This window comes from Streptomyces sp. NPDC005799 (assembly GCF_040630525.1).
GTDB lineage: Bacteria > Actinomycetota > Actinomycetes > Streptomycetales > Streptomycetaceae > Streptomyces > Streptomyces griseorubiginosus_B.
Genome location: NZ_JBEXXQ010000075.1, coordinates 25,954 through 42,463, shown reverse-complemented (window position 1 = coordinate 42,463; position 16,510 = coordinate 25,954). Strand labels below are relative to the sequence as shown.

The window sequence follows — 16,510 nt, the reverse complement described above, 5'->3', positions numbered from 1 at the left end:
CCACCGCGACCAGCCGCAACAGCCCCTCACGCCCGATTACCGGCACATCACCTACCTGATACCCATTCATAGGTGCAGTGTGCTTGGCAGATTGAGCACGACTACCGCGAACTCAAGCACGGCCTCGGCCTGGACCACTTCGAGGGCCGCTCCTGGACGGGCTGGCACCACCACGTCACCCTGGTCACCGCCGCCCACGCATTCCTCACCGAACAGCGCCTGGCCCCAAAAGCCGATACGCCGGACTCACCCTCTACCAGATCCTCGACGCCATCCAGGACCTGCTGAACTGCTGGACCGGCACCTGCACCACCTGCCACCAGCCCCTGCCCAGAACACCCACCACCAGCCAGAACCCAAGATCCAGAGCAACCTAACGGAGTCCTACTAGTCGCCGCGCGCCGACCACGGTGACCGCACCGACTGACCTCGGCCCCTTGCTGGCACCATGCACGGTTCCCGGGATGGCGACGGCGTTCTTCCCTGTGGTGTGGGGCTGGTCAGACGAACGTTGCGGCGTGCGCCTGGGCTTCGAGCACCGCGGCGGCGGACTCGACGTCGGCCCGCAGGTCGATCCCGGCGCGCTTGAGGTCCGCGAGCAGCTCCCCAAGGGTCGGGTCGTGGCCCTGGTCCGGGGCGGCGACGTGCCCGGCGACCTTGCCGCGCAGCACCGCGTACTCGGTCTCGACGGCCAGGAGGCGGCGCAGCAGCAGCGGCAGGCCCGTACGGCAGTACCGGCCGAGTCCCTCCGTCGTGTACCGACTGGCGACCGTGTCGCCGTGCACCTCCGCAGCGTCCAGGGCGAGCGAGAACGACGGCGGGATTGCGGGGCGCAGCGCCTGGTCCAGGGCGGCGAGCTCTTCGGGCGTGGCGGGCGTCAGCACTCCGGCCGCCACAGGGTGCAGCCAGAGCACACGGTCGGGCATGCGTCCTTGGAGTCGCAGCACGGCGCGCACTCCCCGCCGGGGGACCCGCACGGACACGGCAGCGGGATACCGAGCGGCGTACGCCCCCCCTCGTCTTCCGCCTCGATCTCCTCGTCCGTGCGGAACTCCGCGGGCAGGAAATCGAGGAACTCGTACGGGGCGACGTCGTCGACGGCCTGGATCAGGCCCTGGACTGCCTCGGGCATCCGGGGGTCGACAGCCCCCCACAGGGCGGCGATCTCCTCCGGGACGTCCGGCAGCCGCTCGGACGCCAGGGCGTACGGGTTGAACTCCCGCACGATCTCGCCCTGGGCGTCACGGACGGAGTGCAGGTTCACGCACTCGTCGTCGTAGTCGCCGGTCGGCCGGGTGAGGACCAGGTACCGGCCGGTGGGGTACTGGGCGTGCAGCGTGCGCGCCACGAGCGGGATCATCGCGCCAGCCGCGGCGCAGGCCTTGGCGCGTGCGTCATCAAACGCGCTGATCGGGGTCAGGTTGGCCGTGTCCACAGGTGTCGTCCTTGCGGTTCGAGGGGGGTGCGCCCCGGAGGCCGGCTCACGGGGCGCGGGCGGGTCAGCGGGCGAGGTGCGGGGCGAGGGAGACCAGGAAGTCGACGCCGACCCCGTGGATGTCGACGGAGGCCGGGGTGGTGTCGTGCGCGCGGGCGGCCGGATCGGGCGCGGGGGCGACGTGCCCGTACGGGCCGGGCCCGGTACCGAACGCGAGTCCCTTCTCCTCGATCTGCTCGACGTGCCCGTGCCGGGCCAGGACCTGGGCCATGCGCCGCTCGAGGCGCCCCCGGATCCCGGCGGGCACGGACGGGCGGCCCGCTTCGGCCTCGGGCAGGAAGTGGGCGACGGCCCGCTCGACGGCGCGCACGGGGCCCTGTATCTGGACGTCAGCGACGGGGTTCGTGCCGTGCAGCGTGGCCGAATAGCGCGAGCCGCTCGAGGACCAGGTGATGCCGGACGTGTTCACCAGCAGACCGGCCCGCTCGTACGTGGCCGCGCCCTGGGCGCGCATGGCGTTCCCGATCTCGTAGAGCAGCTCGAGGCGCGCGCGGGAGCCGTCCTCGAGGGTCCGGGCGGCCTCGTCGTCGACGACGGGCAGCACCAGGCGCAGGACCTCCCGCGCGATGACGTCCGGGGCCGTGCGGTCGATGCGGAGGTCCGGGCGGGTCGGCTCACGGTCGGGGAGCTGCCACCCAATCTCGGTGTCCCAGGTGCGCGCCACCAGGACCAGGGCGCGCGTGCCCTGCACCAGGCGGGCGGCGGGGTACCGGACGGTCCACCAGGCGGTGTACGGCTCGACGGTCCAACGTGAGCCGGCCCGCTCGGGCAGCAGCGCGGCGACGTGCTTGGCGAGGGTCTGGGCGGGGCAGGTGGGGCGGGAGGGTGCGGTGACGGTGCTCATGTCGTGGGGCCTTTCGAGGGGGCCGCGCCCCTGGGCGGGAGCGGGGCGCGGCGGGGCGGCAGGGGTCAGACCAGGTGCGTGACGGCAGCAAGCAGCAGATCGGCGCCAACGGATCCGACCTCGGCGGCGACGGGCGCCGTGTCCTCGGTGTGGGCGCGCCGGGCGGACGCGGCAGGCAGCGCGATGAACCCTGTCGGCTCGGAGTGGCGGCCGAACTCGACCTCGTCGGCGTCGACGGCGCGGAGCTGCGGGAACCGGTCGGTCAGGTGCCAGGTGAAGCTACTGGTGACGTCCGGGAGCGCCGGGCCGTCGAACGGGGGCAGCAGGAGCGGCAGGAGCCCATACAAGCCAGACACGGGGCCTTCGTAGGTGACGGTCAGGTTCGGGTTCAGCCCGTACAGCCACAGGCCCCAGGCGGCGCCCTGGTCGGTCGTCCACATCAGGCCGGGCCCGGCGGCGCCCTCCACGACGTCGACGGCGGCGCCCTGGTCAATCAGGGCGAAGCCAACCTCTTGCAGGTCTCCGGCGCGGGCGCTGAACGCCGCGTCGCGGCCTCGGGCGTAGTGGAGCTCGGCGGCGGCTTCCTGGTCCAGGGCGGGCAGGACGGTGCGCAGTACACGGGCGGCCAGGGCGGCGACGGGGTCCGGGCCGGTGGCGTCGACCGTGACGTCGGGGATGACGGGGAACGTGTCGGGCCGGTCGGCGTAGACCTCAATGAGGCCCGCCTGCTCCACGACGATCAGGGCGCGGCGGCCCTCGGTGATGCGGGAGGTGGCCGCGTTCGGGCGGATGCCGTACGCGGCGGGGCCCACCTTCCACGCCTGTCCCCGGCGGGCGGGAAGTAGTGCGGCGAGCGGGGCGGCGGTCTCGGCGTGGGAGACGGCAGTGATCACGGGTGTTCCTTCGCTTCGGGTGTGCGCCCGGCGCGGTGCTCTCCGGCCGGGCAGGGGCAAAACGGTGGTGGGCTACGGCAGAGAGGCGATGAGCGGAGCGACGAACGTGCGGGCGACGTCCAGCGCGGGCGTCCGCCAGTCCGGGGAGTCGGCGATGTGCTGCCACAGGTCCTCGGTCATGAGCACGGCCTGGAGCCCCTCCCAGTCGGGCACGGTGCCCGGGGCGTGCGCGCCGGTGATGTCGACGAGCTGGCCGCTCGGGTGGACCACGACGACGTGCCGGAGCTGGCACGCGCACAGCCCTTCGGCGATGTCGTCGTCGCAGCACATGTCCGGGTCGTAGGAGCACTCGTCGTCGACGATCAGGGCCATGGGCCAGCCGGTGGCGTCCGAGACGGCGCGCGCCAGGGCGTGGCACTGGCCGGACGTGAACGCCTGGAGCGCGGTGTCGTCGATGCGGCCGGGCGTGACGGTGAAGGACTGGCCGAACGCGCCGGGGATGGTCTCCGGGTCGGCGAGGGTGGACAGCGGCATCGAGTGTTCCTCCGGTTCGTGGTCAGTTCCGGCGCGGTGCTCTCCGGCCGGGGTATTGGGTGGTGCGGGTGGTGCTTGCGTCGCGCCCCGGGGCGGCTCGTACGTCCGGGCCCCGGGGCGCGACTGCTCTACGGGCGCTCTTCGTCGTAGTCGCGCTGAGCGCGGGCGAGCGTGGCCTGTCCGTCGAGGTCCTGCTCGGGCAGGTGGTCGGCGAGGTGCGCGAGATCGGAGATCAGGTCGGCGATGGTGAGGCCGTTGTGCGCGGCGGCGTACAGCTCCCAGGCGGGGCGGGCGCCCTCGGCGAGCTTGGCGGCCGAAGTGGCGCCCGGGTCCTGGGCGATGTCGTCCACGGGGTGTTCCTCCGGTTCGTGGTGGCCCGGCGTGCTCTCGCCGGGTAGTACGCCGGGCGGGCGCATCCTGTGACGCCCCCGCCCGGCCGTGCAGGTCAGCGCTGGTTGTCGGGGCGGCCGTTGTCGACGCGGACTTCGGCCTCAAGGCGCAGGTGCTTCTCCCAGACCTTGAAGACCTGGCGCAGCCAGTCGTCCGTGCGCTGCCACTGGTGGTCGTTGTCGTCGTGCAGCAGGTGCAGCGCGTGCGCCTGCTCGGTCTCCCGCTGGGCGAACTTGGCGAACGTGGGGTTGACCGGGTTCAGGCGGCGGGGGAACGGGAGCTCGCGGTCGACGAGCGGCACCAGGACGTACTCGCCGAGCTCGGCGGGGAAGCGGGCGGCCGGGTGGTCCACGGCGATCTGCTCGGCCATGAACAGCTCCTCGCACGCCTCGGTCGGCAGCTCCTCGTACGCGCCGGGCGGGACGGCCTCGAACTCCCGGGCGGCGGCGTCCAGGCGCTCAGCGATGCCGTGGAGGGCGGCGCGGATGCCGGGATCGGTGGTGTACCGGTCGCGGGCGATCTCGGCGACGACGCGGGCCCGCTGGGCGGCCTGGCGGTACTGGTCGATGAACGGGGCGGTGGTGGTCACGGGGTGTCTCCGTCTCTGGGATGTCGAGGGGGGCCGGGGCGCGGCGGGGGAGGGCCGCGCCCGGCGGTTCGGGGAGGGTCAGGCGGCGGCGCGGGCGGCGGCCGGGCGGCCGAGACGGAGCGCGGCGAGGAAGTCGGCCACCTGGTCGTTCTTCGGGGTGAAGCCGGAGAGGGCCACGGCGCGCAGGTCCTCGCGGGTCCACAGGGCGCAGGCGACGACGCGGTGCCGCTTCTTGCGGGCGAGGTCACCGGAGCGGGAGACGGTCAGGCCCTTCTTCCCGGGGCGCTTCTTCGTCGTGGTGCCCTCGCCTGCCTCACGGTCCAGGCCCTTGGCCTTCTTCGTGATGGTCGCCGCGTAGTTGTGGGCGACGAGCGGGGCGACGCCACCGGCCATCAGGTGGGCGGAGGCGGGGGCGGGACCGGCGGCAACGGCCTTGACGGCGTTGCGGATCTCGCGCTGAGCGCGGATGCGGGTCTGGAGGACGGAAGCGCGGCGGGTGCGGGCAGTGGCCATCGAGTGTTCCTTGCTGTTCGTGGTCCGTGTCGGCGGTGCTCTCCGCCAACAAGAAAATAGTACACCAAGGGCAACATAAGGGGGAATGCATGATCCGATCAGATTGAAGTTTCCACAGATGAGAGCGCTCCCCACTTCGTCGTCGAGAGTTGGGGGCGTTGCCTCTGGCGTACCGTTCTGGCGCTCAGAACAGGGCGTCGTCCTGCGGTGCGGACGCGACAGCCGGCCCACGGGTGCGGGCGGCGCGGCGGCCGGTCGGCTCGTCCCCGAACAGCGCTTCGGTGCCGTTCGTGTGCGCCACGGCCTGCACGCGGCGGGTGACGGCGCGGTCGTCCACCAGGGCGAGCGGCGCGCCCGGGTCGAAGTCGGCGCGCTGCATGGTCGACCAGTCGATGCCCTGGGGGCTGGTGGCAGTGCTCACGGGGTTACTCCTGTCTCGGGATGCTGCGGGGCGGGCAGGGGCGCGGGGTGCGCCCCTGCGGGTGTTCAGCGGACGCGGTTGGCGGGGAGCTTGCCGACGGCCGTAGCGATGCCGAGGCACCACCACTGCGCGCGCTCGGAGCCCCACTCGGCGCGGACGAACTCCGGCACGTCGAAGCCGAGGTGGGTACGGGGCGAGTCCGGGTGCGGGTCGACCGGCTCGGGCTCCGGCTCCTCCACGGGCGCGGTGATCGCCTCTACGCACTCCGAGGTGAGGCGGCCCGGTCCCCACTCGTAGTCGGGTCCGGCGCCCATCAGCTTCCACAGAGCCTCGCCGCTGTGCTGGAGGGTGTAGCGCAGCTCCCACGTGCGGCCCAGGTGCGTGACCCCGTGCGTCAGGCGACTGCCGGGCTTCAGCGTGGGGTCGAAGTCGACCCCTGCGGCCGTGAGCGCGTCTTGGAGTTGCTTGGTGTACTTGGCGGGGATATAGCGGGGCAGGGACACGGGGAGCCTCTCTCGGCGGTTCAGGGGGCCGGGGCGCAGTGTGGGCGCCCCGGCGGGGGACGGTGGGGTAGGTCAGCGGCTGGTGTGGCTTGCGTCGCGCTGCGGGCCGCTCACGCGGTTGCCCATGCGGTGGCAGTCCCACCCGGTCTCGTCCTCTTCGATCCGGCCGTCGCGGTTGTCGTCGCCGAGGGCGTCGGCCTGCCCGTCGATCCAGCCGTCGGCCCACGCGACGGTGCCGGGGGTGTTCGCGTCGCCGACGACGTCCGGGTATGTCGGCGCGGTCCCGTTGCCGAGGTCGCGCACCCCCGCCTTCCAACCGGCGTTGTACGCGGTCACGATGTCCGCGCTGCAGTCCGTCGTGGGCCGGAAGTCGTCCGGGGTGGCGTCGGACGCGCCGATGGTGCCCAGGGTGCCCAGGATGATCACGGCGGCGCCGGAGGCGAGGATCGCGGCGGGGCGGGGGCGACGGGCCGGGAAGCGGCGGATGCGCGGCATGGGGTGCTCCTCGTTCGTGGTGGGCCCCGGTGCTCTCCGGGACCGTGGGCGGTGCGCCCTGCGCCCGCTCCGGCAGTGAGCCGGCCTCGGGGGCGGGGCGCACCGCCCGCCGGGGGGTGGCGGCGGGCGGTGCGGTCTGTGGGTTACGCGCCGATCTGGCCGAGCCACTGGTCGAGGAGTTCCTCACTGGTGCCGCCCTGGAGCGCGGCGGCGTACGCGGCGGAGTGGTCCCCGGCAATCACGATGTGCATTTCGCCGCCCTCGATCGCGCGGGCCTGGAGGTCCAGCTCCGCGAGCCGCTTGTCGTAGCTGTCCTCTTCCTGGGTGAGCACGAGGTTGTGCACCTTCGCGTCCTCGGTGCCCGGGTGGGCGACGACGGCCAGGAAGAACAGGAGCTGCGGGGTCTTGTCGAGGGTCACGCCTGCCATGGGGTGTTCCTTCGCTTCGTGGTCCGGCCCCGGTGCTCTCCGGGGCGGCGGGGTGAACCGCCAAGAAGAACAGTACACCAACGCCAATCTTGCGCAACCCTGTCATCGGAGATTCGCCGAACAATGCAGGTGAAAGCCGCTTCGATTGCTCGCAACACTGCCCGTAGATATACCTGGGTTGCATATTATTCGGGGTGGCTGTATGTTCAGCACACGCCACTAAGGCGGGGTCGGGACGAGCATCCCGGCCGGACCACGAACCGAGGAGCACCCGATGGCTGCTGAGCCCCAGAAGACCGGTATCAAGAACGCGGACGAGATCATCACCCTCGCCGCCGCGTACGGCCTGACCGTGACGGTCGAGACCACCGACCGCGAGACCATCACCAGCTACGTGGTGCGCCTCGCAATACCGGTCCCCGTCGCCTACGCCGGTACCGAGCTGGGCCGCGCCATCGCCTCCGACACCCTGGTCATGCTCTGGACCAAGCCCAACAAGGGCGGCCGTGGCCGCCTCGAGAACGCCACCGCCTGGGGCACCGTCAGCCACCGCAAGGTGCGCACCCTGCGGCACGTCACCGCCGCAGTCGAGCGCATGGGCCACGACTCCAACAAGTACGCCCGCGACACTGCGCCCCTCCCCGAGGACGTCGTCGACGCCCTGCACGCCGTGTTCGTCGACGGCCGCAAGGTCCACCCGGGCATCCTCGCCGCGCACGTCCGCAAGATCGTCAGCAACCGGCGTTTCCGGGGCCACCTCGTCCACCAGGACGACGACAAGGCCATCTGCATTGAGGATCGCCGCTACGCCCCCGTGATCGTCACCGGTCCCACGGCCGACGACGTCGTCGACGCCCCGCACGCTGTCATCGACAGCCACAACGACCGGCACAAGGACATCCCCGCCGACGACGTCCGCCACATGATCACCCTCCGGCGCGAAGCCGGACAGTCCAGCCACCAGAGCGACGACGGCACCATCACCGCCGCCGGGATCCGGTTCATCCCGCAGCCGGCCGCCGAGGAGCGGAAGCACGTCCGCATCGCCAACGGCGGCACCCCCGAGATCATCCCCACCCGCGATGCCCTGGACGAGATGAACACCGCGCAGATGGAGGGCAAGCGCGACGTCCGCGAGATGTCCGCCGCCCGCTCGAGCGCCCGCATCGTCTACAAGGACGACCGGGGCACGGTCGTACTGCGCCCGGCCACCCAGGAGGACCTCGCAGCCGCTGCCGACCGCATCCGCACCGCCGCCGCCAAGACGGCCCGCGCGGAGATGGACCGCCTCGAGGCGCAGAAGCTCGCCACCAACCAGGTCATCGAGGAGCGCGCCCGCGCCGTGCTGGAGACCGGCGGACACACCGTCGGGGTCCTCTTCCGCACCAACCACAACGCGGTGTGCCTGTACGCCGTGGACGAGAACGGCAACGAGCGGACCGGTGACACGCTCGACACGTTCTTCGACGCCTACACGGAGACGCTGGAGGCGCAGGACTGGTTCGTGGAGTACGGCAAGACCGGGTACCACGGATCGCACCTGGTCCTGCTGCCGCCCGCCGGGGACGCCGAGGACGTCGTGCGCGAGGGTGCGCGCCGTCGGGAAGCCGCCGAGGCGCCGCTGTTCGTCGCTCTCGCCGCGTACGAGTCGGCCACGCACGCCGCGCTCAGCTCCGCGCCCCGGGACCTCGAGGACCTGGCGCACCACCTGCTCGCCCTCGGGAAGGTCGCGCCCACGGCGCAGCACCTCGAGATCGTGGAGGCGCAGGGGGACGTCGAGGAGGCGTGGGAGGCGCTGCGCGCCGCCCGGGGGCTCACCGCCCGCAACGCGGCGTTCGACAAGGCCCGTACCGCCGTGGAGCGGGCCCGCGCGGTGATCCTGGCCGTCGCCCCGCACGCCCACCGGATGCACGGCACCGACGTGCCCGCCACGGCCGAGGAGATCCGCGCCGCCGCCCGTGCGTACAACGCCGTCGGCAGCACGCCCGAGGAGCTGTCCGCCGTCGAGACCGGCACGCCCCAGGTGCGCGTGCACTGCGCCAGCGACAATGGGACCGGCTGGAAGGTCACCGCCACGATCACCGCCGGAGTCGACACGCCCCTGGGGTTCATCCCCGCGCACCCGCCGCTCGCGGAGACGTTCCGCAAGCGGGACGGCCGCGAGGACGCCACCGTCAACGCCCGGCGGGTGATCGGCGCCCTGTTCCGCGTCGCCGTCCCCGTCGAGTACGCCCTCGACCGCCGGGTCTGACCCCGGCCCCGGAGCCGCCCGGCTGAACGGGTCGGGCGGCGCTCTCGAGGCCCATACGCGCACGCGCGCGTGTGGACGGTCCAGAAAGTCCAGAAACCCCGCTCTCCCGGCTCTGCAGGCGCCCTTTGGTCGTCCGGTGCGTCCGGACGCCGCGCGCCGCTCTCAGGAAGGCTCACGGCCCGTCATGCTTCCCCCCTGGCTTCAGTCTCGGCTCGCTGTCGAGCCGTCCACGCACACGTTCGTCTCGTTCACGGACGAGGTGGCCCGGTTGCTCGAGTTGCCGCCCGCTCCTCCCGCCGAGGTGTACGAGCGGAGCTACGACACGGACCACGTCTGGATGGTGTGGCGGCACAGGGAGGGCGGGGCCGCGCTGTTCCTCGAGCGCCCGTACGGGGAGCTGCGCGAGGGCGTGTCCATGCGGCTTGAGTGGCATCACTCGCCGGACCCCGCGGTCGTGGCCTCGATGATCCGCGCGTACGGGCGCCGTGGGCGTCGTGGGCGTCGCCCCTGCCTCTTGGCCCGTCTCCTCCGTCGCTGAGCCGGCCGCCGCATCCCGCGCAGCTCCCCCGCCCTGTTCCACCCTCGCTGAAGGATCCCCCGTGTCTGCCCCTGCCCTGTTCGACCTGCCCGCCGCCCCGGTGAGCACTGCGGCTGCGCCTGCCACGTTCCGCCCGTCCGGCATCACCGTTCTGTCGTACGGGTTGGGCGCGGACAGTACGGCGATCCTGCTTCGGTTCCTCGCCAACCCGGAGCGGTACGGGCTGCGGGCGGACCTGTCGGATCTGGTGGTCGTGCACTCCGTGACCGGCGACGAGTGGCCGGATTCCCTGGACTTCGTCAAGCGCCTGGTGCTCCCCCTGCTTCGGACCGCCAGGGTGCGCCTGGTTCAGATCGCCCGTGGGGGCCCGGAGGATGCCGACGGGGTCGTGATCCTCGACGACTCCCGGGCGCCGCGCCGGATCTTCGCTCAGGGCCCGTGGAGGCTGTCCGACGAGCTGCGAGCGGCCGGGACCGTCCCCCAGATGGCGCGGGGCAAGCGGACGTGTTCGATCAAGTTCAAAGGATGGTGCCTGGACCAGTGGGCGGCCGCCGAGTTCGGTACGTCGTCGTTCCGTCGGGTCATCGGATACCACGCGGGGGAGATGGACCGGGCCGAGGTTGACTCCGAGATCCAGCGCGAGTTGAACGAGGAGGCGGGGCGCACGATCTGTGAGCCGTACTACCCGCTGATTCACGAGCGCATGGGGCGGGCCGCCGTGGAGGCGTACGTCCTCGAGCGGGTCGGAGAGAAGATCCGTAAGAGCTACTGCGCGCAGTGCCCGTTCAGTGGCGTCTGTGCCTCGAGGGACGCGCACGAGGAGCGGCTGAGGGCGCATCCGCACGTCGCGGCGGACGTGTTGCGCATGGAGTACGTGTCGCAGGCCCTGAACGAGCGCCAGGGGCTGTACGGGGAGAAGTCCCTCCGGGGTCGGCTCACGCAGGACGGCCGGAACGCGGCGGTACTCGACGCGTTCGCCCTGTCCCTCGAGCAGGCGCCGCACGCGGTGTACGAGGTGCGCCGGATCTACCACGCGGCCCGTAGGCCGGACTGCAAGGCGTGGCACGGCAAGAGCTGCCGTTCTCCGCGCTGGTGGTGCCGTCAGGCCCGCACGGGCTACTGCGTCGACGCGCACCCGGCCGGGCGGTTCGAGCCGTGGTGCTCCGGCGACGACGAGTGCCGGGGGGAGACGAAGAAGGGGCAGGCGTGGCGGTCGGTGCGCACCGTGTACGAGGGGACGCGGGCCGGGGCCGAGGCGTACGTGTGGGCTGTGGCCGCCGAGCACGGCATGCGCCTTGAGCGGGGCGAGCACTCCGGCGTGGAGCGGGCCCACTACATGACCGACGGCGACTCCTACCCCACGGCGTCCGCGTACCTGGTGGCCGCGCCGGAGGGGGTGCACGACAAGCAGCGCCCGAAGTTCGAGGAGCGGTTCACGCAACTGACGGGCCGGGTCGGCATGGTGGGCACGCCCGTGCGGGAGCTGCCGAAGCCGCAGCCGAGGCGGCTTACCGGTGGGGCCCCGCGCATCCTGCGGGCGAAGACCATCGGGGGAGTCACGCTCATAGCCTGACGAATGACCAGCCGCAGCGAATCGCCAGGCCCTCACTTACGGGTTTTCCTGGGGAACCCCTACCCGTGATTGTCCTGGGTGTACTATTCTTTGCGTTGGCGGGAGAGCACCCGCCAAGACCACGAAGGAGGAACACCCATATGAGCGTTGCCCTGGCAGTGAAGCCCTGGTGGGAGTTGGCCGAGCAGTACGGCCAGCCGCGCACGGTCATGCACCACCGCCTCTACTCGTCCTCCGTCCCTCGCGAGCAGCATGCGGCGTACGCGTTCAACATCGCGGGCGGCAAGGTCCTGCGCGAGTCCGGCGTGCGCGCCGAGGACGGGTCCTGGGCCCTGACCATCCGACTCGTCGAGTACATCGAGCCCGCCACGCTGCGGACCCGGTACGCCCTCGACTTCTGGACGGTCACCCCGGGCGGCAAGTGGTACGTCGCCGACCACGAAACCCGCGCGGTGATCGAGGCCGTCTACGAGCACGCCGTGCGCATCGAGGCCGAGCGGCCGTCCGTCCCCGTCGACGCCAAGCGCGTCGGTCGCGGCGCGGCCGCCTACTACGACGTCACCGACGTCGCCTGACCGGTCCGGTCCCTTCCGCCGGGGCGCGACCGTACGCGCCGCGCCCCGGCATCCTCCCCGCCTCACTCGGCCCCAGCAGAGGAACCCCATGCGCATCGACCTTTACGCCAACTGGTCCAACGTCCGTCAGGACACCGTGGCCGAACTGCCCGACGACATGGCCCGCGAGGACGTCGTCAGCCGCGCCCACGCCGAGATGAGCGCCCGCCCCGGTCGTGCCCACACCGCCGCCGTCCGCACCGACCAGGGCGCGCCCCTGCTGTTCGTGTACCGGGACGGCCGCGTCTGCGAACCCCAGCTCTAGCCGGACCCCCGGCGGGGCGCAGCACCCCCGACGCTGCGCCCCGCCCCCCAGCACGCCACGACTTCACCGAGGAGAACCCCGCGCCATGACCACGAAGCCCGCCACCGCCCAGCAGACCGCGCCGCGCCCCCTCGGCTGCCTCCCCGGGAGCGTCGACGTCCCCCAGGTGAAGGCCGCCATCCGTCTCCTCACCCACGACGGGCAGCCGCTGGCCGCGTTCGACGGGCGGGACCGGTGCATCGGCGCCGGGGCCTACCTGGACCCGCGCCGCGAGACCGGCGAGGTGGTCCTGGAGCTCCTCGCCGAACACCGGCCGTCCGCCGGGCGGGAGGAGCTGTGCGCCGAGCGGGTGCGCGTCACCCTCGAGTACGCCGACCTGTTCCGCGTGGCCGGCTGGACCGTGCAGGAGTTCAGGGAGCGCGACCACACCAGCCTGGAGCGTCTGGCGCGGCTCATCCTCACGCCCCCGGCGCCCACGGCCCGCGAGCGGATGACCGCGGCGCTCGCCGAGTACGGCATCACCGCCCACCGCGACGAGGACGCCGGTAGCTCGTGGCTGGTCATCCCCGTGACCGGCAGCGACTTCCCGGGCGTGGGGACGCCCCAGCTCGTCGCGTACGTCTACGAGGCGCATGAGGACTGGGTGTTCGTCGACGCGCCCATGGAGCACTGGGCCGGTACCTGGCAGATCCGGTTCAACAACGGCGCGGCCGAGGTGGTCGTGCACCGGTGCGACGCGGACGCCGACCCGGCGAGCGCGACCGCCGCGGCCGCCGAGTTCGTCGCCGCCTTCCGCGCGGCCTGGGGCGGCTAGCAGCTCCCCCGGCCGGGGCGCAGCCCGCACGGTGCGCCCTGGCCCCATCGCCCCTCTCCGCCCGCTCCACGCCCTCGAGGACGCCCGCCATGCAGACCGCGACCCTGTTCGACCTCCCCGACATCCAGACCCTGCAGGAAGCCCCCGTGGCCCCCGCGCCTACGAAGCCGAAGCGGAAGGCGCGGACCGTGCACGTGTCGGTGCCCTTCGAGCCGTCAACAACCGTGCCGGACGAGCTGATCCGGGACGCGGACTGGGTGGTCGTATCCAGCTCGGGAGGTAAGGACTCACAGGCGATGCTGTCGTACGTCGTGCGGCGCGCGAAGGCCCTGGGGATGCTGCACAAGGTCGTCGTCGTCCACGCGGACCTGGGCCGGGCCGAGTGGGACGGCACCCGGGAGCTCGCCGAGCTGCAAGCGCGCCTTGCCGGGGTCAGCCGGTTCGAGGTGGTCCAGGCGGCGAACGCCGACTTCCTCGAGCGCGTCGAGATCCGCTACGGCAAGCTCAAGGCGAAGGCGGAGAAGGAGGCCCGGGACGCGGGCGAGGACCCGTCCACGGTGACGGTCCCGCCGGCCTGGCCGTCGAGTTCAGCGCGCTGGTGCACGTCGGACCTGAAGCGGGGCCCGATCCGGACCCTCTACACGCGGCTCACGGACGAACTCGCGCACCTGGGCCGCCCCGTGCGGATCCTGGCGTGCATCGGGCAGCGCGCGGCCGAGAGCGACCAGCGGGCGAAGCTCGCCGCGGTGGAGATCGACCGTGGGGCGAGCAACGGGAAGCGACACGTGACGACGTGGCGGCCGATCCATTCGTGGAGTGACCGGAAGGTGTGGCGGGAGATCGCCCGTTCCCGCCTGCCGTACCACCCTGCGTACGACTGGGGAAACCGGCGCCTGAGCTGCGTTTTCTGTGTCCTCGGGTGCAACAACGACTTGGTGAACGGCGCGCGGCGCGTGCCGAAGCTCGCCGCGGCGTTCGCCCGGACCGAAGTCAAGGTCGGGGCCGACTTCAAGAAGGGGCTGAGCATGGCGGAGATCATCCGGCGTGCGGCGGCTCTGGAGAAGGCGGAGGGGCCCGCCGCGCGGCCGCCGGTGGGTACCGCGATGGCCGAGCACGTCGGGCGGGCTGTGGCCACCAAGTACCGCAACCGTCAGACCGTGTTGTACGGCCTGGCTGCCTGAGCCGGCCCCGTGGGCGGGGGGCGTCCTCCGCTGTTTCTGCGGACCTCTACCTCTAGAGCTTGCCCTGGGTGTATTATTCCTGGTGTTGGCGGAGAGCGCCGCCGACAGACCACGAAGCGAGGAACACCCTGTGCTTTCTGCCGCCCTCTTCGACGCTCCCGCCCCTGCGGCGGATGCTAAGCCCAAGGCAAAGCGCCCGGCCTCGGTCTACGCCGACCGCCGTTGGTTCGCCGACGTCGACCGCGTGACGTACCTGGGCACGCATCAGCCGTCTTGGCTCGCCCGCGAAGAGTTCGGCAACGACTGCATCCCGCTGTGCGTCGCTCACCAGCGTCTCGACGGCCGCAAGACCCTGCCGCGCGCCGTGACCCCGTGGATGCTCGACTCCGGCGGCTTCACCGAGCTGTCGAAGTACGGCCAGTGGACGGTGTCCCCGTACTACTACGCGGAGGCGGCCCGCCGGTACTACGACGAGACCGGCCTGATGGACGCCTGTGCGATTCAGGACTGGATGTGTGAGGACGAGATCCTCGCGAAGACCGGCCTGACGATCGCCGACCACCAGGTCAAGACGGTCGCGTCGTTCCTGAACCTGATGTCCCTGGACGCCGAGCTGCCGTGGATGCCCGTGATCCAGGGCCGCACGCTCGACGACTACCTGCGGTGCATCGACCTGTACGACCAGGTCGGGGTCGACCTCACGCTCGAACCGGTCGTCGGCATCGGCTCCGTGTGCCGCCTGCAGCAGACCGACGAGGCCGCCCGGATCATCGAAACGGCCTGGGGGATGGGGATCCGCCTGCACGGCTTCGGCTTCAAGAAGACCGGCCTGCGGCGCGTCGCCCACCAGCTCTACAGCTCCGACTCCATGGCCTGGTCGTACAACGCCGTGAACCGGGCCCCGATGCCGGAGTGCGTGGGCAGGCACGTGCACTGCGGCAACTGCCCGAAGTACGCCATCGCCTGGCGTAACGAGCTCCTCAACTCCCTGCCGGACGACCCGCAGCTCCTGCTCGCTGCCTGACTCCGAAGTCTTCCGGGGCGTCCGCCGTGGGCGCCCCGGCCCCACCCCTAGAAGGAGAAACCTGTGTCCGCCGTATCCAGCAAGCTCACCGAACGGTTCGACAGGGTCCGCGAACTGGTGGACGTCGCCCACATCTACGCCGAGGACGGCGCCGCCCTGTCGGCGATGCAGAACCTCGTGGACGCCATCGCAGCCATCCGGAGCATCATCGAGCCCGGCCCCGACCAGGACCGGCGCCCTGTGCCGCTGGAGAGGCTCGTGGAGACCGTGGAGGGCGCGCAGCGCACCCGGAAGCCCGAAGAGATCGCCGCCGTGCCGTGGGTTGCCGAGGCAATCGGCCTGCACGACCCCGCCATCCGCGCCCTGGGCGACGTGGCGACCCTGGCCCAGCAGCGGTACCACGCCGCGCTCGTCGAGTGGATCACCCGCGACTGGACGTGCCTGTGCGTCGTGAGCTGCGACGAGGACCCGGCGACCGCGTGCGGCCTGTCCGGTCAGCAGCACGTCCACCCGGCAATCCCCGGCCGTCCCGGCGTCTACGGGCCGTGCCCCGTGCACCCGGACGCCCCCGGCGATCGGTAGCAGCTCCCGCAACACCCCTTCCGCGGCTCGAGAGCACGAGCCCCCACCACGAAGCAGAGGAACACCCCCATGACGCGTGCGACGCGTTCCCACACGATCCGCGGCCACCTGGTCGCCGGAGGTCTCGTCGACCTCGAGCTGACCGAGGCCAGGCAGAAGGCCGGCCCCGACGGACACGACGTCGACGGGTTCTCCACCCGGCAGCACCGCGACGAGGACAACACGCTTGTCGTCGTCGCCGGGGCGTACGGCCCGAACTGGCTCCGGACCCTCGCCGAGATCAGCGGCCGACTCGAAAGCCCGCACGTCAAGTGCACCGTCCGTGGCCAGGTTCCCGGACTCGGCGACCACGAGGTCCTCGTGCGCTGGGCGACGTCCGCGGAGCTGCAGGAACGCAAGCGCATCGCCGAGAAGCGCCAGGCCCCCCTCAAGCAGCAGCTCCGCCGCCAACAGGCCGAGGAGCAGCGCCAGGAGCTCGAGGCCGCCGGACAGTCCGGCCTGTTCTGACACAGCCCGCCGGGGCGTGACGTTCCACAACGCGCCCCGGCTTTTCCCCCAACCGC

The 16,510-nt window shown here is 72.0% G+C and carries 22 protein-coding genes and 1 pseudogene; 11 read left to right on the top strand and 12 right to left on the bottom strand.

What is annotated here, in order from left to right; genetic code table 11:
- Positions 1-84: 84 nt before the first annotated feature.
- Positions 85-288, top strand: a pseudogene (locus ABZ453_RS45195) (IS701 family transposase); the annotation flags it as partial.
- Between the two features lie 212 nt (positions 289-500).
- On the opposite strand, the gene ABZ453_RS45190 reads toward ABZ453_RS45195, so the two are convergent.
- From ABZ453_RS45190 to ABZ453_RS45135, 12 genes are all read right to left on the bottom strand, one after another.
- On the bottom strand, positions 501-926 hold the full coding sequence (locus ABZ453_RS45190; RefSeq protein ID WP_359024991.1) for a hypothetical protein: 426 nt from the start codon (positions 924-926) through the stop codon (positions 501-503).
- Complete coding sequence (locus ABZ453_RS45185; protein ID WP_359024989.1) at positions 878-1,435, bottom strand: hypothetical protein; 558 nt, start codon at positions 1,433-1,435, stop codon at positions 878-880. The genes ABZ453_RS45190 and ABZ453_RS45185 overlap by 49 nt, the downstream gene beginning before the upstream one ends.
- A gap of 64 nt (positions 1,436-1,499) precedes the next feature.
- Positions 1,500-2,339: a hypothetical protein gene (locus tag ABZ453_RS45180; RefSeq protein WP_359024988.1), complete on the bottom strand. Its 840-nt coding sequence runs from the start codon at positions 2,337-2,339 to the stop codon at positions 1,500-1,502.
- Between the two features lie 65 nt (positions 2,340-2,404).
- On the bottom strand, positions 2,405-3,232 hold the full coding sequence (locus ABZ453_RS45175; protein WP_359024986.1) for a hypothetical protein: 828 nt from the start codon (positions 3,230-3,232) through the stop codon (positions 2,405-2,407).
- Positions 3,233-3,304: 72 nt separating this feature from the next.
- On the bottom strand, positions 3,305-3,766 hold the full coding sequence (locus tag ABZ453_RS45170; protein WP_359024984.1) for a hypothetical protein: 462 nt from the start codon (positions 3,764-3,766) through the stop codon (positions 3,305-3,307).
- Between the two features lie 128 nt (positions 3,767-3,894).
- Positions 3,895-4,116 (bottom strand): hypothetical protein, encoded by a 222-nt coding sequence (locus ABZ453_RS45165; protein WP_359024982.1) that lies wholly within the window; start codon positions 4,114-4,116, stop codon positions 3,895-3,897.
- Between the two features lie 95 nt (positions 4,117-4,211).
- Positions 4,212-4,745, bottom strand: coding sequence for a hypothetical protein (locus ABZ453_RS45160; RefSeq protein WP_359024980.1), 534 nt, complete (start codon positions 4,743-4,745; stop codon positions 4,212-4,214).
- A gap of 78 nt (positions 4,746-4,823) precedes the next feature.
- The gene (locus tag ABZ453_RS45155; protein WP_359024978.1) at positions 4,824-5,258 is read right to left on the bottom strand and encodes a hypothetical protein; all 435 of its coding nucleotides are present in this window, start codon (positions 5,256-5,258) and stop codon (positions 4,824-4,826) included.
- 184 nt (positions 5,259-5,442) lie between these two features.
- Positions 5,443-5,679, bottom strand: a complete 237-nt coding sequence (locus tag ABZ453_RS45150) for a hypothetical protein (protein WP_359024977.1) — start codon at positions 5,677-5,679, stop codon at positions 5,443-5,445.
- 65 nt (positions 5,680-5,744) lie between these two features.
- On the bottom strand, positions 5,745-6,182 hold the full coding sequence (locus tag ABZ453_RS45145) for a hypothetical protein (RefSeq protein WP_359024975.1): 438 nt from the start codon (positions 6,180-6,182) through the stop codon (positions 5,745-5,747).
- 72 nt (positions 6,183-6,254) lie between these two features.
- Entirely contained in the window at positions 6,255-6,677 is a 423-nt protein-coding gene (locus tag ABZ453_RS45140) for a hypothetical protein (protein WP_359024973.1), read from the bottom strand.
- A 143-nt stretch (positions 6,678-6,820) separates the two neighbouring features.
- Positions 6,821-7,105 (bottom strand): hypothetical protein, encoded by a 285-nt coding sequence (locus ABZ453_RS45135; protein ID WP_359024971.1) that lies wholly within the window; start codon positions 7,103-7,105, stop codon positions 6,821-6,823.
- A gap of 274 nt (positions 7,106-7,379) precedes the next feature.
- Between ABZ453_RS45135 and ABZ453_RS45130 the strand changes: the two genes are divergently transcribed.
- The 10 genes from ABZ453_RS45130 (at position 7,380) to ABZ453_RS45085 (ending at position 16,454) form a co-directional block, all read left to right on the top strand.
- The gene (locus tag ABZ453_RS45130) at positions 7,380-9,356 is read left to right on the top strand and encodes a hypothetical protein (protein WP_359024969.1); all 1,977 of its coding nucleotides are present in this window, start codon (positions 7,380-7,382) and stop codon (positions 9,354-9,356) included.
- A 184-nt stretch (positions 9,357-9,540) separates the two neighbouring features.
- A complete protein-coding gene (locus tag ABZ453_RS45125; protein ID WP_359024967.1) occupies positions 9,541-9,894 on the top strand; it encodes a hypothetical protein in 354 nt (117 codons plus the stop codon).
- 61 nt (positions 9,895-9,955) lie between these two features.
- Complete coding sequence (locus ABZ453_RS45120; RefSeq protein WP_359024965.1) at positions 9,956-11,467, top strand: hypothetical protein; 1,512 nt, start codon at positions 9,956-9,958, stop codon at positions 11,465-11,467.
- Between the two features lie 140 nt (positions 11,468-11,607).
- A complete protein-coding gene (locus ABZ453_RS45115) occupies positions 11,608-12,042 on the top strand; it encodes a hypothetical protein (protein ID WP_359024963.1) in 435 nt (144 codons plus the stop codon).
- 88 nt (positions 12,043-12,130) lie between these two features.
- Positions 12,131-12,346 (top strand): hypothetical protein, encoded by a 216-nt coding sequence (locus tag ABZ453_RS45110; protein WP_359024961.1) that lies wholly within the window; start codon positions 12,131-12,133, stop codon positions 12,344-12,346.
- 85 nt (positions 12,347-12,431) lie between these two features.
- On the top strand, positions 12,432-13,160 hold the full coding sequence (locus ABZ453_RS45105; RefSeq protein ID WP_359024959.1) for a hypothetical protein: 729 nt from the start codon (positions 12,432-12,434) through the stop codon (positions 13,158-13,160).
- An 89-nt stretch (positions 13,161-13,249) separates the two neighbouring features.
- Positions 13,250-14,341: a phosphoadenosine phosphosulfate reductase family protein gene (locus tag ABZ453_RS45100; protein ID WP_359024957.1), complete on the top strand. Its 1,092-nt coding sequence runs from the start codon at positions 13,250-13,252 to the stop codon at positions 14,339-14,341.
- Positions 14,342-14,471: 130 nt separating this feature from the next.
- A complete protein-coding gene (locus tag ABZ453_RS45095) occupies positions 14,472-15,365 on the top strand; it encodes a hypothetical protein (protein WP_359024956.1) in 894 nt (297 codons plus the stop codon).
- Positions 15,366-15,428: 63 nt separating this feature from the next.
- Complete coding sequence (locus tag ABZ453_RS45090; RefSeq protein ID WP_359024954.1) at positions 15,429-15,947, top strand: hypothetical protein; 519 nt, start codon at positions 15,429-15,431, stop codon at positions 15,945-15,947.
- Between the two features lie 69 nt (positions 15,948-16,016).
- On the top strand, positions 16,017-16,454 hold the full coding sequence (locus ABZ453_RS45085; protein ID WP_359024952.1) for a hypothetical protein: 438 nt from the start codon (positions 16,017-16,019) through the stop codon (positions 16,452-16,454).
- Positions 16,455-16,510 lie beyond the last annotated feature (56 nt).

What these genes read in the sequence shown, in the direction of transcription:
- ABZ453_RS45170 (WP_359024984.1), bottom strand. Translation starts at nt 3,766, where the DNA reads ATGCCGCTGTCCACCCTCGCCGACCCGGAGACCATCCCCGGCGCGTTC.
- ABZ453_RS45105 (WP_359024959.1), top strand. Translation starts at nt 12,432, where the DNA reads ATGACCACGAAGCCCGCCACCGCCCAGCAGACCGCGCCGCGCCCCCTC.
- ABZ453_RS45110 (WP_359024961.1), top strand. Translation starts at nt 12,131, where the DNA reads ATGCGCATCGACCTTTACGCCAACTGGTCCAACGTCCGTCAGGACACC.
- ABZ453_RS45085 (WP_359024952.1), top strand. Translation starts at nt 16,017, where the DNA reads ATGACGCGTGCGACGCGTTCCCACACGATCCGCGGCCACCTGGTCGCC.
- ABZ453_RS45115 (WP_359024963.1), top strand. Translation starts at nt 11,608, where the DNA reads ATGAGCGTTGCCCTGGCAGTGAAGCCCTGGTGGGAGTTGGCCGAGCAG.
- ABZ453_RS45190 (WP_359024991.1), bottom strand. Translation starts at nt 926, where the DNA reads ATGCCCGACCGTGTGCTCTGGCTGCACCCTGTGGCGGCCGGAGTGCTG.
- ABZ453_RS45100 (WP_359024957.1), top strand. Translation starts at nt 13,250, where the DNA reads ATGCAGACCGCGACCCTGTTCGACCTCCCCGACATCCAGACCCTGCAG.
- ABZ453_RS45140 (WP_359024973.1), bottom strand. Translation starts at nt 6,677, where the DNA reads ATGCCGCGCATCCGCCGCTTCCCGGCCCGTCGCCCCCGCCCCGCCGCG.
- ABZ453_RS45125 (WP_359024967.1), top strand. Translation starts at nt 9,541, where the DNA reads ATGCTTCCCCCCTGGCTTCAGTCTCGGCTCGCTGTCGAGCCGTCCACG.
- ABZ453_RS45135 (WP_359024971.1), bottom strand. Translation starts at nt 7,105, where the DNA reads ATGGCAGGCGTGACCCTCGACAAGACCCCGCAGCTCCTGTTCTTCCTG.
- ABZ453_RS45155 (WP_359024978.1), bottom strand. Translation starts at nt 5,258, where the DNA reads ATGGCCACTGCCCGCACCCGCCGCGCTTCCGTCCTCCAGACCCGCATC.
- ABZ453_RS45180 (WP_359024988.1), bottom strand. Translation starts at nt 2,339, where the DNA reads ATGAGCACCGTCACCGCACCCTCCCGCCCCACCTGCCCCGCCCAGACC.
- ABZ453_RS45130 (WP_359024969.1), top strand. Translation starts at nt 7,380, where the DNA reads ATGGCTGCTGAGCCCCAGAAGACCGGTATCAAGAACGCGGACGAGATC.